We start from the raw sequence: 12,509 nt of genomic DNA on the forward strand, positions 1-12,509 counted from the left end.
GGGCGGAGGGGCCCCTGTGCGCCCCCGCGTGGTGGCTGAGGGTAAGGTCGGGGGGCAATGTCGGCACCGTCCCAGCAGGAGGCCCCCGGGTGGAGGTCCAGGAGACTCGCGTTCAGACCGACCGGGTCCTCACCATCCCCAACATTCTCAGCATGGCGCGCCTGGTCGGTGTGCCGCTGTTTCTGTGGCTGATCCTCCGTCCGGAGTTCGGCGGTCCCAAGAGTGACGGCTGGGCGCTCCTCGTCCTGGCGCTCAGCGGCGTCAGCGACTATCTCGACGGCAAACTCGCCCGGCGCTGGAACCAGATCAGCAGCCTCGGCCGGCTGCTCGATCCCGCTGCGGACCGTCTGTACATCCTGTCCACTCTCGTGGGGCTCACCTGGCGGGAGATCCTGCCGCTGTGGCTGACCGCCGCACTCCTGGCGCGCGAGGCCATGCTGCTCGTGATGGTGGGAATCCTCCGCCGGCACGGCTACCCGCCGCCGCAGGTGAACTTCCTCGGGAAAGCTGCGACTTTCAACTTGATGTACGCGTTCCCGCTGCTGCTTCTCAGTGACGGAACGGGCTGGCTCTCGTCACTCGCTGAAGTTTTCGGGTGGGCCTTCGCCGGATGGGGTACAACTCTGTATTGGTGGGCAGGGATCCTCTACGTGGTCCAGGTCCGTCGACTCGTGAAGGCGGATACCGCGGCCGATTGAGCCCGTCTGTCCTGTGTCGAGCAGCGTCGCCGGCAACAACGAGGACGTTTGAGGGGCCCCTGAGCAGACAGGTGAAGTCGGCAGGACCGTCGTCTCTTCAAGGAGGACGCTTCCGACATGAAGGCCGTCGTGATGGCCGGTGGCGAAGGAACCCGCCTTCGCCCCATGACCTCGAGCATGCCCAAGCCTCTTCTGCCGGTGGTGAACCGGCCGATCATGGAGCACGTCCTACGACTGCTCAAGAGGCACGGTCTCAACGAGACCGTCGTCACCGTGCAGTTTCTCGCCTCACTCGTCAGGAACTACTTCGGCGACGGAGAAGAGCTCGGGATGGAGCTCACGTATGCCAACGAGGAAAAGCCGCTCGGTACAGCGGGAAGTGTGAAGAACGCCGAGGAAGCGTTGAAGGACGACGCTTTTCTCGTCATCTCGGGCGACGCGCTCACCGATTTCGATCTCAGTGATCTCATCGCCTTCCACAAGGAGAAGGGCGCCCTCGTCACGGTCTGCCTGACTCGGGTGCCGAATCCGCTGGAATTCGGCATCACGATCGTCGACGAGGAGGGCAAGGTCGAGCGCTTCCTGGAGAAACCCACCTGGGGCCAGGTCTTCTCGGACACCGTGAACACGGGCATCTACGTGATGGAGCCCGAGGTCTTCGACTACGTCGAGGCGGACGTGCCGGTCGACTGGTCGGGTGATGTCTTCCCTCAGTTGATGAAGGAGGGCAAGCCGATCTACGGCTATGTCGCCGAGGGCTACTGGGAGGACGTCGGCACCCACGAGAGCTATGTGAAGGCCCAGGCGGACGTCCTGGAGGGCAAGGTCCAGGTCGACATCGACGGCTTCGAGATCTCGCCCGGGGTATGGGTCGCGGAAGGCGCCGAGGTGCATCCCGACGCCGTGCTCCGCGGGCCGCTCTACATCGGTGACTACGCCAAGGTCGAGGCGGGCGCCGAGATCCGTGAGCACACCGTCATCGGCTCGAACGTGGTCGTGAAGAGCGGCGCCTTCCTGCACAAGGCGGTCGTCCACGACAACGTCTACCTCGGGCAGCAGAGCAATCTGCGGGGCTGTGTGATCGGGAAGAACACCGACATCATGCGGGCCGCCCGGATCGAGGACGGCGCCGTCATCGGGGACGAGTGCCTCGTCGGGGAAGAGTCGATCGTGCAGGGGAACGTGCGCGTCTACCCCTTCAAGACGATCGAGGCCGGCGCCTTCGTCAACACCTCCGTCATCTGGGAGTCCCGGGGCCAGGCCCATCTCTTCGGGGCGCGCGGGGTCTCCGGCATCCTCAACGTGGAGATCACCCCGGAGCTGGCCGTCCGGCTCGCCGGGGCCTATGCCACGACCCTGAAGAAGGGATCGACCGTCACCACCGCGCGCGACCACTCCCGGGGCGCCCGGGCGCTGAAGCGGGCGGTGATCTCCGCGCTGCAGGCCAGCGCCATCGACGTACGGGACCTGGAGAACGTACCGCTGCCCGTGGCTCGGCAGCAGACCGCGCGGGGAAGCGCCGGCGGGATCATGGTGCGGACCTCGCCCGGAGTCCCCGATTCCGTCGACATCATGTTCTTCGACGAGCGAGGGGCGGACCTCTCGCAGGGCGGGCAGCGGAAGCTCGACCGGGTGTTCGCGCGCCAGGAGTACCGGCGGGCCTTCCCCGGTGAGATCGGCGACCTCTCCTTCCCGGCGAGCGTCTTCGACTCGTACACCGGTTCGCTGCTGCGGAACGTCGACACCACCGGGATCGCGGAAGCCGGCCTGAAGGTCGTCGTGGACGCCTCCAACGGCAGCGCCGGCCTCGTACTGCCCAGTCTGCTCGGGCGGCTCCAGGTCGACTCGCTGACGATCAACCCCGGGCTCGACGAGTCCAGGCCCACCGAGTCGGCCGAGAGCAGGCGGGCCGGGCTCGTGCGGCTCGGGGAGATCGTGGCCTCGGCGCGCGCCGCGTTCGGGGTGCGGTTCGACCCCGTCGGCGAGCGGCTCTCGCTGGTGGACGAGCGCGGGCGGATCATCGAGGACGACCGGGCGCTCCTGGTGCTGCTCGACCTGGTGGCGGCCGAGCGGCGGTCCGGGCGGGTCGCGCTGCCGGTGACCACCACGCGGATCGCCGAGCAGGTCGCCGCGTACCACGGCACCCAGGTCGAGTGGACGACCACCTCGCCCGACGACCTGACACGGGTCGGGCGCGAGGAGTCGACGATCTTCGGCGGCGACGGGCGCGGTGGGTTCATCGTGCCCGAGTTCAGCAGCGTCTTCGACGGGGCCGCCGCCTTCGTGCGGCTGATCGGTCTCGTGGCGCGGACGCAGCTCACGCTGAGCCAGATCGACGCCCGGATCCCGCGGGCGCACGTCCTGAAGAAGGACATCGCGACCCCGTGGGCCGTGAAGGGACTGGTGATGCGCCGGGTGGTGGAGGCGGCCGGCAGCCGTTCCGTGGACACCACCGACGGAGTCCGGGTGGTGGAGGCCGACGGGCGGTGGGTGATGGTGCTGCCCGACCCCGCCGAGGCCGTCACCCATCTGTGGGCGGAGGGGCCCGACGACGCCTCCGCGCAGGCCCTGCTCGACGAGTGGGCCGAGGTGGTCGACAGCGCAGGTCGCTGAGGGTTCGAGCGGCCCGGCCGGGAGGTGCCCTCGGGGCGCCTCCCGGCCGAACCGAGGGGCCATTCGGCGGTAGGCCGCGCGACGTGCGACGATGTGCGGCATGTCGCAGCAGCCCCCCGTTCGGAGCACCGGATCACCGCCGCCGCGTCCGGACGCGTCCATGTCGCTGCTGAACAACGTGATCGACCACGCGCTCGACGACGGCTACGCCGAGGCGACGGCCCGGCGCGCGGCCGAGGGCGGTGGGATGCCCCGCAACCTGAGGGCCAAACTGGGTGTCGCCGCGGGTCTCCTGCTCGCCGCCGTCGTGGTGACCGTGGGCGCGGCCGAGGCGCGGATCTCCGCCCCGGTGGTCGCCAAGGAGCGGCAGGAGCTGATCGACCGGATCGAGAAGGAGACGTCGTCCGCCGACCAGCTGGAGGAGGACGTCGAGCGGATCCGGGCCGAGGTCGGGGAGCGCCAGCGGCAGGCCCTGCAGCAGCACGGCGGGGACCAGGCCGAGCTCGTGGCCCTGCTCTCGGGCGCGACGCCGGTGCACGGCCCCGGTGTGAAGCTCGTCGTCGACGACGCCAAGGGCACCGACACCGGTGGCGGCGGACCGCGGGAGAGCACGGGCTTCTCCGACACGGGCCGGGTGCGCGACCGGGACATGCAGCGGGTGATCAACGGGCTGTGGGAGTCGGGTGCCGAGGCGGTCGCGATCAACGGGCAGCGGCTGACATCGCTGTCCGCGATCCGGGCGGCCGGTGACGCCATACTGGTCGACAACAAGCCGCTGGTGCCGCCGTACACCGTCCTCGCCGTCGGGGACGGGCAGCGGCTGAGCACCGCGTTCCAGGACAGCGCCGACGGGCAGTATCTGCACGCGCTGGTGGAGAACTTCGGGATCAGGAGCAGGATCTCGGTCGAGGGCGACGTCCGCCTGCCGGCCGCGCCGAGCCTGACCGTACGTACCGCAGAGCCGAGGGGGGCCGGGGTGGCGTCGCCCTCCGGTCGGGCCACGGCCGACACAGGGAAGGGCACATCGTGATCGCCGTACTGGGCCTGATCGTCGGAGTCGTGGTCGGACTGTTGGTCCGTCCCGAGGTTCCGGCGGTGGTCGAGCCCTATCTTCCGATCGCCGTGGTCGCCGCCCTCGACGCGGTCTTCGGCGGCCTGCGGGCCATGCTCGACGGGATCTTCGTCGACAAGGTCTTCGTGGTCTCGTTCCTCTCCAACGTGGTCGTGGCCGCGCTGATCGTCTTCCTCGGCGACAAGCTGGGCGTGGGCGCGCAGCTGTCGACCGGTGTGGTCGTCGTGCTCGGCATCCGTATCTTCTCCAACGCGGCCGCCATCCGGCGTCACGTCTTCCGGGCGTGAGGCCGATGAGCGAGAACCCCCAGAACTCCGAGAACCCCCAGAACTCCGAGAACCCGGACCGGTCCGAGAACCCGGAGCGGTCCGAGGAGCCCCGGACGGGGAAGCCCGAGGCTCCCGGGGCCGGGAAGCCCGAGCAGCGGGACGAGGGCGTCCGGGCGTCTGAAGCGCCTCAGGCGCCCGTTGCGCCCGTTGCGCCCGACGTGCCCGTATCGGCGGGGCCGCCGGCCGCGTCGGCGTCGCCCGCCGCCGAGCCGAGCGGGCGCCGGAGACTCGCCGACGCCCTGTGGCCGCCGCGGGTGACCCGGGCCCAACTCGTCGTCGCCCTCCTGCTGTTCGTCCTCGGCCTCGGACTGGCCATCCAGGTCTCCTCGACGAGCGAGAACAGCGCGCTGCGCGGGGCCCGGCAGGAGGACCTCGTGCGGATCCTCGACGAACTCGACGACCGCACGCAGCGCCTGGAGGACGAGAAGGCCCGCCTGGAGAAGCAGCGCTCCGAGCTGGAGTCCAGCTCGGACCAGGCCGAGGAGGCGCGCAAGCAGACCCAGGAGAAGGAGCGGCAGCTCGGCATCCTGGCCGGCACCGTCGCCGCGGAGGGTCCGGGCATCACCCTCACCGTGGGGGATCCCACCGGGGCCGTCGAGTCGGACATGCTGCTCGACGCCATCCAGGAGCTGCGCGCGGCGGGTGCCGAGGCGATCCAGGTGAACGGCGTCCGGGTCGTCGCGGACAGTTATTTCACCGGTAGTGGTGACGACATGCGGATCGATGGAACGAAGGTGGCCGCTCCGTACGTCTTCAAGGTCATCGGCAAGCCGGAGGATCTCGAGCCCGCGCTCAACATCCCCGGCGGTGTCGTGCAGACCCTGGAGAAGGAGCAGGCCACAGCCACGGTGGAGCGGTCGGCGAAGATCGTCGTCGACGCCTTGCGACCCGCGAAGCGGCCTGACTACGCTCAGTCGTCCTCCCAGTGAGAGGGGGACGAGGGGGTTCCCGCGACAAGGGCAAGACGTTGCGGGGGGTCGGCGCACCACAAGGGTGGTGCGTGGTGGAAACTGTCCGGAGGATACGGACGTTGTGAAGGTGTCCGGGTCGGCAGGTGTGAAGGATCTCGGTTCGTCCTGCCCCACGGGCGGGTCTGTTTCGGTCAAGGGGAATCGCCCGTGAAGTTGTTTGCGAAGTTGTTCGGCAAGAGCGCACGCGAGGACGGCGGCAACGCCAGGCACGCCGCGCCGCGCCACGCCCAGAGCGAGGAGCAGGGCGCCGAGCGCCCGCTCTTCCGCGACGAGGTCGACGGTCGGGGCGGTGACATTCCGGGCACACAGGGCGCGTCTTCTGTTGACCCTGCCGGGGCCGCCCGCATAGGTTTCGGAGAACCATCAACCTCAGGTACGGGTGGAGGGTTTGCGCCCGACCCGTACGCGACACAGACCTCCGCGGGGCAGCCGCGGCAGGAGGATGCGTCTATGCCGGTGTGTACGAGGTGCGGTCACCGCAACGCGGCGGACAGCCGTTTCTGCTCCCACTGCGGTACGCCGCTGCGGGGCGGAGTCGCTGCCGAGCGTGCGTCGGAGACGACGTCGACGATCTCCATCTCGGGGCTCGAGGCGTACGACGCGGAGGTCACCGGTCAGACCGCCCTTCCGTCGCTGTCTCCCGAGGCGCTGGCGGCCGTGGAGGCGCTGCCTTCGGGTTCCGCGCTCCTGGTGGTGCGCCGGGGGCCGAACTCGGGCAGCCGGTTCCTGCTCGACGGCGAGCTGACGACGGCCGGCCGTCACCCGCAGAGCGACATCTTCCTGGACGACTTCACCGTCTCCCGGCGGCATGTCGAGTTCCGGCGGGCGCAGGACGGCAGCTTCACCGTCGCCGACGTCGGCAGCCTCAACGGCACGTACGTCAACCGTGAGCCGATCGACTCGGTCGTCCTGTCCAACGGCGACGAGGTACAGATCGGCAAGTACCGGCTGGTCTTCTACTCGAGCCAGCGAGGCGTGTGACGCCTCGGGGAATCCCTTCAGGGAAGGTCCATGCTGCGAACACCGACGGGCGGTGCCGGATCCGGCACCGCCACCGCGGGCGACCGGCTGGTCAGCATCGGCACGGTGCTGAACCAGCTGCGCGACGAATTTCCCGAAGTGACGATCTCCAAGATCCGGTTCCTGGAGGCCGAGGGGCTGGTCGAGCCCCGGCGGACGGCCTCCGGATACCGGAAGTTCAGCCCGGAGGACGTGGAGCGGCTCGCCCGCATCCTGCGGATGCAGCGGGACCACTACCTTCCGCTGAAGGTGATCCGGGAGCACCTCGACGCCCTCGCGCGGGGCGAGGAGATCAAGCTCCCGGCGCCCGGGCGCCGGCGGGACCTGCTGGAAGGGCCCTGGGAGCAGGACGAGGCGGAGTCGCCGCCCGTCACGCGGCTCGGAAGGGCCGAGCTGATCGCCGCCGCCGAGGTGACCGAGGCCGAGCTCGCCGAGTGGGAGTCGTACGGCCTGATCGCCGAGACGGAGGCCGGCGGCTATGACGCCGACGCCGTGGCCGTCGCCAGGCTCGTCGCGGATCTGGGGAGATTCGGTCTGGAACCCCGGCACCTGCGGGCCGTCAAGGCGGCCGCCGACCGGGAGGCCGGGCTGATCGAGCAGGTGGTCGCACCGCTGCGCCGGCACCGTAACCCGCAGACCAGAGCCCATGCGGAGGCCACCGCGAAGGAGCTCGCCGCGCAGTCGGTACGGCTGCACGCGGCCCTGGTCCAGACCGCCCTGGGGATCCGGCTCCAGTGACCCGGTGGGGCACCCGGAGGGGGCCCGACTATCCAAACCGGTCGGGCACGTCCTAGGGTTGCTGTGTGAACGAGCTCGACGTTGTGGGTGTCCGGGTGGAAATGCCCTCCAACCAGCCGATCGTGCTCCTGCGTGAAGTGGGAGGCGATCGGTACCTCCCCATCTGGATCGGACCGGGGGAGGCGACCGCGATCGCCTTCGCGCAGCAGGGGATGGCCCCGCCGCGGCCGCTGACGCACGACCTGTTCAAGGACGTGCTGGAGGCCGTGGGACAGGAGCTCACCGAAGTCCGCATCACGGACCTGCGCGACGGCGTCTTCTACGCCGAGCTGGTCTTCGCCAGCGGCGTCGAGGTGAGCGCGCGGCCGTCGGACGCGATAGCGCTGGCCCTTCGGACCGGAACGCCGATCTTCGGCAGCGACGGTGTGCTGGACGACGCCGGCATCGCGATTCCGGACGAGCAGGAGGACGAAGTGGAGAAGTTCCGCGAGTTCCTCGACCAGATCTCGCCGGAGGATTTCGGGAGCAGCAGCCAGTGAGACGCAGCGGTGCGGCCGGAGGCCGTTCGCGGGGTGCCGTCAGAGCATTCGAGTAGCCTTTCCCGGGAGTGGGACACGCGAAACCACTCTCAGGGTGATTATCACTCGGCGTGCCGAGTGTGGCGATCGTTGACGCACCCCGAGTGACTGCCTACCTTCGTGTGGGCAGGTCAAGGACGGAGGGTCGGCGTGATGAGCAGCGCGGACGGTACGGCAGGCAGCTCCCTCGGACGCGTGTCCGGAGAGAGCGGTCCGTATCCGCTTCACGGCAGTGTGGGCGACTTCGGGACGGACACCGGTGCCGGCGTCGCCGACGCGGCGATCGGCTACCGCGGACCGACGGCCTGCGCGGCTGCCGGGATCACCTATCGCCAGTTGGACTACTGGGCGCGCACCGGACTCGTGGAGCCGAGCGTGCGGCCCGCGTACGGGTCGGGGACACAGCGCCTGTACAGCTTCCGCGACGTCGTGGTGCTGAAGATCGTCAAGCGCTTCCTCGACACCGGGGTGGCGCTCCAGAACATCCGGACCGCGGTGCAGCACCTGCGTGCCCGGGGCTTCCGGGACCTGGAGCGGATGACGCTCATGAGCGACGGGGCCACGGTCTACGAGTGCTCCTCGCCCGACGAGGTCGTCGACCTCCTCCAGGGCGGGCAGGGCGTCTTCGGCATCGCCGTCGGGGTGGTCTGGCGCGACGTCGAGGCCGCGCTCTCGCAGCTGCACGGGGAGCGGGTCGACACCGGCGAGACGCTGGTCGGGCACAACCCGGGCGACGAGCTGGCGCGACGGCGGCGCGACAGGGCGGTCTGAGGGCGACCGAGGTCCGGACCGCCCGAGGCGCCCGCGGTCGGGGCGGTCCGAGGGCGTCCGCGGTCCTGAGGGCGTCCGTCGTCGGGGCGTCCCCGCTCGTCGGGGCCGGGCTCCCGGGCGTTCCGCGGGGCTTTGTCAGTGGCGTAAGGCAGCATCGGACCTGTGAGAGCCGCGCCCACGATCCTGCATCTCGACATGGATGCCTTCTTCGCCGCCGCCGAGCAGGCGTCGAAGCCCAGCCTGCGCGGAAAGCCCGTGATCGTCGGCGGTCTCGGGCCGCGGGGCGTGGTCGCCACCGCCTCCTACGAGGCGCGCCGTTTCGGGGTGCACTCGGCCATGCCGATGGGCCAGGCGCGGCGGCTCGCGCCGAACGCGGCCTACCTCGTGCCGCGCTTCGCCTTCTACCGCTCGATCAGCGAGCAGGTCATGGAGCTGCTCCGGCGGCTCTCCCCGCTCGTCGAGCCGCTCAGTCTCGACGAGGCCTTCGTCGACCTCGAGGCCGGCGGCGTCGCCGACGACAGCGCCGGCGCCCGGGCCGCGGGGGAGCGGCTGCGGGCGGACATCCTCGCGGCGACGGGGCTCACCGGGTCGGTGGGGCTCGCCGGGTCCAAGATGATCGCGAAGATCGCCTCCGAGGAGGCCAAGCCGGACGGGCTCGTCCTCATCGAGCCCGGGACCGAGCGGGAGCTGCTCGGACCGCGATCGGTGCGGATCCTGCCCGGGGTGGGGCCGGCCACCGGGGAGCATCTGCGGCGCGCCGGGATGACCAGCGTCTCCGATCTCGTGGAAGCGGGCGAGGACGAGCTCGTACGGCTGCTCGGACGGGCGCACGGGGCCTCCCTGTACCGGATGGCCCGGGGGCACGACGATCGGCGCGTGGTGGCCGAGCGGGACGCCAAGTCGGTGTCGGTCGAGGACACCTTCGACGTGGACCTCCACGACCGGGTACGGATCCGGATCGAGGTGGAACGGCTCGCGGAGCGGTGCGTGGGGCGGCTGCGGGCCTCGGGGCACTCGGGGCGGACCATCGTCCTGAAGGTGCGGCGGTACGACTTCTCGACGCTCACCCGGTCCGAGACGCTGCGGGGGCCGACGGACGACCCGGCCGTCGTGCGGGAGGCGGCGGGACGGCTCCTGGAGGCGGTGGACACGACGGGCGGCGTGCGGCTGCTCGGGGTGGGGGTGAGCGGGCTCGCGGACTACACGCAGGAGGACCTGTTCGCCCAGGCGGTCGCCGACGCCGGAGCGGACACCCGGGCGGAGCCGGAGACGGGCGCCGATGCCGTGGCGGAGGAGGTCGCCGAGGCCGAGGAGCACGGCCCCGTGGAGAGGCACTGGTCGCCCGGGCACGACGTGCGGCACGCGGTGTACGGAGCCGGGTGGATCCAGGGGAGCGGGGTCGGGCGGGTCACGGTGCGGTTCGAGGAGCCGTGGTCCGGGCCCGGGCGGGTCCGGACGTTCTCCGTGGACGACCCGGACCTCGAGCCGTCGGAGCCGTTGCCGCTGGTGCGGGGGGAGACGGCGGCCTGACCCGCACCGGGCGGACGGGGTGCGGGTCTTCCCGGGGTCGTTCGCGGCCGGTGGGGCCGTCAGGCGCCGTCCTGGCCCGCCAGGCGGCCGAAGTCCTTGTCCGGGGCGTCGGAGGGCGGGGGCGGGAGGGCGAGGCTGTAGTGGCGGTAGAGCTGGAGTTCCTGTTCGGGCGAGAGGTGGCGGCCCACGCCGAAGTCGGGGGCGTCCTTGATGAGGGCCCGCTCGTACGGGATGTGGAGACCGTCGTCGAGCAGGGCGCTCGGCTCCAGGGGGACGAAGGCGTCCCGGCTGAACAGCCCCGTGCGGACGGCGGCCCATTCGGGGATTCCGGTCGCGTCGTCCAGGTACACCTCGTCCACGGTTCCGATCTTGTGCCCGTTCCGGTCGAACGCCTTGCGGCCGATCAGGCTGCGCGGATCGATATCGGTCTGCACGGTCCCTCCAACTGGTCGCAACTGCTCTACACCCCTACGAAAGTGCACATCTGGGATGTCGGCCACTTGAGCGATGGGAGCCGCAACCTCGCTGGTAGGCTGGTTGTGGCTGTCGACCCCGTGCGGGAGAGTCCCCCGGAGAAACCTTCCGGTGGGCGCCGAAGGAGCAAATCCTCCCCGGAATCTCTCAGGCCCCTGTACCGCGCGGACGAGGTCACTCTGGAAAGCAGGGCGGATGTCCGACGGCATTCCGCCCTCACCGACGGTGAAAGCCGGCGGGCCGCGAGGCGTGCCGGTGAAACTCTCAGGTTGAGATGACAGAGGGGGAGGCCGTCCGGGTACCCGCGCCGTGGTGCCCCTCGCAGGTCGTGACGACCAGGAGGCCTCCGTACATGACCGCCAACCGCACTCCGCTCTCCGAGCTCGAACAGGGCATTCCGTTCGAGCAGCGGCACATCGGACCCGACGCCGAGGCGCGGGCCAAGATGCTCGCCCAGGTCGGTTACGGCTCGCTCGACGAGCTCACGGCCGCCGCGGTGCCGGACGTGATCAAGAACGCCGAGGCGCTGGGCCTGCCGGCCGCGCGCACCGAGGCCGAGGTCCTCGCCGAGCTGCGCACGCTCGCCGACCGCAACCAGGTCCTCGCCCCGATGATCGGCCTCGGTTACTACGGGACCTTCACCCCGCCGGTCGTCCTCCGGAACGTGATGGAGAACCCGGCCTGGTACACGGCCTACACGCCGTACCAGCCGGAGATCTCCCAGGGCCGCCTGGAGGCCCTGCTGAACTTCCAGACCATGGTCGCCGACCTGACCGGTCTGCCCACCTCCGGCGCCTCCCTCCTCGACGAGGGCACCGCCGCCGCCGAGGCCATGGCGCTGTCCCGCCGCGTCGGCAAGGTCAAGAACGGCGTCTTCCTCGTCGACGCCGACGCCCTGCCGCAGACCGTCGCCGTCATCGAGACCCGCGCCGAGCCGACCGGTGTCGAGGTCGTCGTCGCCGACCTGAGCGAGGGCATCCCCGCCGAGGTCGCCGAGCGCGGTGTCTTCGGCGTGCTCATCCAGTACCCGGGCGCCTCCGGTGCCGTCCGCGACATCAAGCCGCTGATCGACGCCGCGCACGAGCTCGGCGCGATCGTCACCGTCGCCGCCGACCTGCTCGCGCTCACCCTGCTCACCTCCCCGGGCGAGCTGGGCGCCGACATCGCCGTCGGCACCACGCAGCGCTTCGGCGTCCCCATGGGCTTCGGCGGCCCGCACGCCGGCTACATGGCCGTCCAGGACAAGCACGCCCGCTCCCTTCCCGGCCGTCTCGTGGGCGTCTCCGTCGACGCCGACGGCAACCGCGCCTACCGTCTGGCCCTGCAGACCCGCGAGCAGCACATCCGCCGCGAGAAGGCCACCAGCAACATCTGCACCGCTCAGGTGCTGCTCGCCGTCATGGCCGGCATGTACGCCGTCTACCACGGTCCGGACGGTCTGAAGCAGATCGCCGAGCGCACCCACCGCTACGCCGCCATCCTCGCCGCGGGCCTCACCGCCGGCGGTGTCGAGGTCGTGCACGGCTCCTACTTCGACACCCTCGCCGTCCGCGTGCCCGGCAGGGCCGACGAGGTCGTCGCCGCCGCCCGCGAGGCCGGTGTGAACCTCTACCGCGCCGACGCCGACCTGGTGTACGTCTCCTGCGACGAGACCACCGGCCGCGCGCAGCTCGCCGCCGTCTGGGGCGCCTTCGGCGTCACCGCCGACGTGGAGG

Annotated in this window: 12 protein-coding genes and 1 riboswitch; of the genes, 11 read left to right on the plus strand and 1 reads right to left on the minus strand. The window is 70.7% G+C overall.

The annotated features are described in order from the left end of the window. Window positions 1–89 precede the first annotated feature (89 nt). The 10 genes from K7G60_RS36445 (at window position 90) to K7G60_RS36490 (ending at window position 10,320) form a co-directional block, all read left to right on the plus strand. Window positions 90–698 carry a CDP-alcohol phosphatidyltransferase family protein gene (locus K7G60_RS36445; RefSeq protein WP_030686439.1) on the plus strand — a complete coding sequence of 203 codons (609 nt, stop codon included), beginning with the start codon at window positions 90–92 and terminating at the stop codon, window positions 696–698. Between the two features lie 117 nt (window positions 699–815). Next, on the plus strand, window positions 816–3,311 hold the full coding sequence (locus tag K7G60_RS36450) for a mannose-1-phosphate guanyltransferase (RefSeq protein ID WP_225805258.1): 2,496 nt from the start codon (window positions 816–818) through the stop codon (window positions 3,309–3,311). A gap of 100 nt (window positions 3,312–3,411) precedes the next feature. Next, window positions 3,412–4,341 (plus strand): DUF881 domain-containing protein, encoded by a 930-nt coding sequence (locus K7G60_RS36455; protein ID WP_225805259.1) that lies wholly within the window; start codon window positions 3,412–3,414, stop codon window positions 4,339–4,341. After that, window positions 4,338–4,670, plus strand: coding sequence for a small basic family protein (locus K7G60_RS36460; RefSeq protein ID WP_015032176.1), 333 nt, complete (start codon window positions 4,338–4,340; stop codon window positions 4,668–4,670). The genes K7G60_RS36455 and K7G60_RS36460 overlap by 4 nt, the downstream gene beginning before the upstream one ends. 5 nt (window positions 4,671–4,675) lie before the next feature. Next, window positions 4,676–5,641: a DUF881 domain-containing protein gene (locus K7G60_RS36465; protein ID WP_263986709.1), complete on the plus strand. Its 966-nt coding sequence runs from the start codon at window positions 4,676–4,678 to the stop codon at window positions 5,639–5,641. A gap of 81 nt (window positions 5,642–5,722) precedes the next feature. Next, window positions 5,723–6,664 carry an FHA domain-containing protein gene (locus tag K7G60_RS36470; protein ID WP_225805266.1) on the plus strand — a complete coding sequence of 314 codons (942 nt, stop codon included), beginning with the start codon at window positions 5,723–5,725 and terminating at the stop codon, window positions 6,662–6,664. A 30-nt stretch (window positions 6,665–6,694) separates the two neighbouring features. Then, window positions 6,695–7,441 (plus strand): MerR family transcriptional regulator, encoded by a 747-nt coding sequence (locus K7G60_RS36475; RefSeq protein WP_225805261.1) that lies wholly within the window; start codon window positions 6,695–6,697, stop codon window positions 7,439–7,441. A 65-nt stretch (window positions 7,442–7,506) separates the two neighbouring features. Next, window positions 7,507–7,980, plus strand: coding sequence for a bifunctional nuclease family protein (locus K7G60_RS36480; protein ID WP_030686418.1), 474 nt, complete (start codon window positions 7,507–7,509; stop codon window positions 7,978–7,980). A gap of 192 nt (window positions 7,981–8,172) precedes the next feature. Further along, window positions 8,173–8,790: a MerR family transcriptional regulator gene (locus tag K7G60_RS36485; RefSeq protein ID WP_225805262.1), complete on the plus strand. Its 618-nt coding sequence runs from the start codon at window positions 8,173–8,175 to the stop codon at window positions 8,788–8,790. 162 nt (window positions 8,791–8,952) lie between these two features. Continuing rightward, on the plus strand, window positions 8,953–10,320 hold the full coding sequence (locus K7G60_RS36490) for a DNA polymerase IV (RefSeq protein ID WP_225805263.1): 1,368 nt from the start codon (window positions 8,953–8,955) through the stop codon (window positions 10,318–10,320). Between the two features lie 59 nt (window positions 10,321–10,379). Here K7G60_RS36490 and K7G60_RS36495 read toward each other — a convergent pair whose 3' ends face one another. Then, a complete protein-coding gene (locus K7G60_RS36495) occupies window positions 10,380–10,754 on the minus strand; it encodes a PRC-barrel domain-containing protein (RefSeq protein ID WP_225805264.1) in 375 nt (124 codons plus the stop codon). Window positions 10,755–10,867: 113 nt separating this feature from the next. Beyond that, window positions 10,868–10,967: riboswitch (glycine riboswitch) on the plus strand. A gap of 179 nt (window positions 10,968–11,146) precedes the next feature. Here K7G60_RS36495 and gcvPA point away from each other — a divergent pair. Then, window positions 11,147–12,509, plus strand: a 1,363-nt coding sequence (gene gcvPA, locus K7G60_RS36500) for an aminomethyl-transferring glycine dehydrogenase subunit GcvPA (RefSeq protein ID WP_225805265.1), incomplete at its 3' end; no start/stop codon positions are given.

The organism is Streptomyces sp. NK15101, assembly GCF_020400725.1.
Lineage (GTDB): Bacteria > Actinomycetota > Actinomycetes > Streptomycetales > Streptomycetaceae > Streptomyces.

Excerpts from the sequence above, each read along its gene's own strand:
- K7G60_RS36450 (WP_225805258.1), top strand. The coding sequence starts at position 816 with ATGAAGGCCGTCGTGATGGCCGGTGGCGAAGGAACCCGCCTTCGCCCC.
- K7G60_RS36455 (WP_225805259.1), top strand. The coding sequence starts at position 3,412 with ATGTCGCAGCAGCCCCCCGTTCGGAGCACCGGATCACCGCCGCCGCGT.
- K7G60_RS36465 (WP_263986709.1), top strand. The coding sequence starts at position 4,676 with ATGAGCGAGAACCCCCAGAACTCCGAGAACCCCCAGAACTCCGAGAAC.
- K7G60_RS36475 (WP_225805261.1), top strand. The coding sequence starts at position 6,695 with ATGCTGCGAACACCGACGGGCGGTGCCGGATCCGGCACCGCCACCGCG.
- K7G60_RS36485 (WP_225805262.1), top strand. The coding sequence starts at position 8,173 with ATGAGCAGCGCGGACGGTACGGCAGGCAGCTCCCTCGGACGCGTGTCC.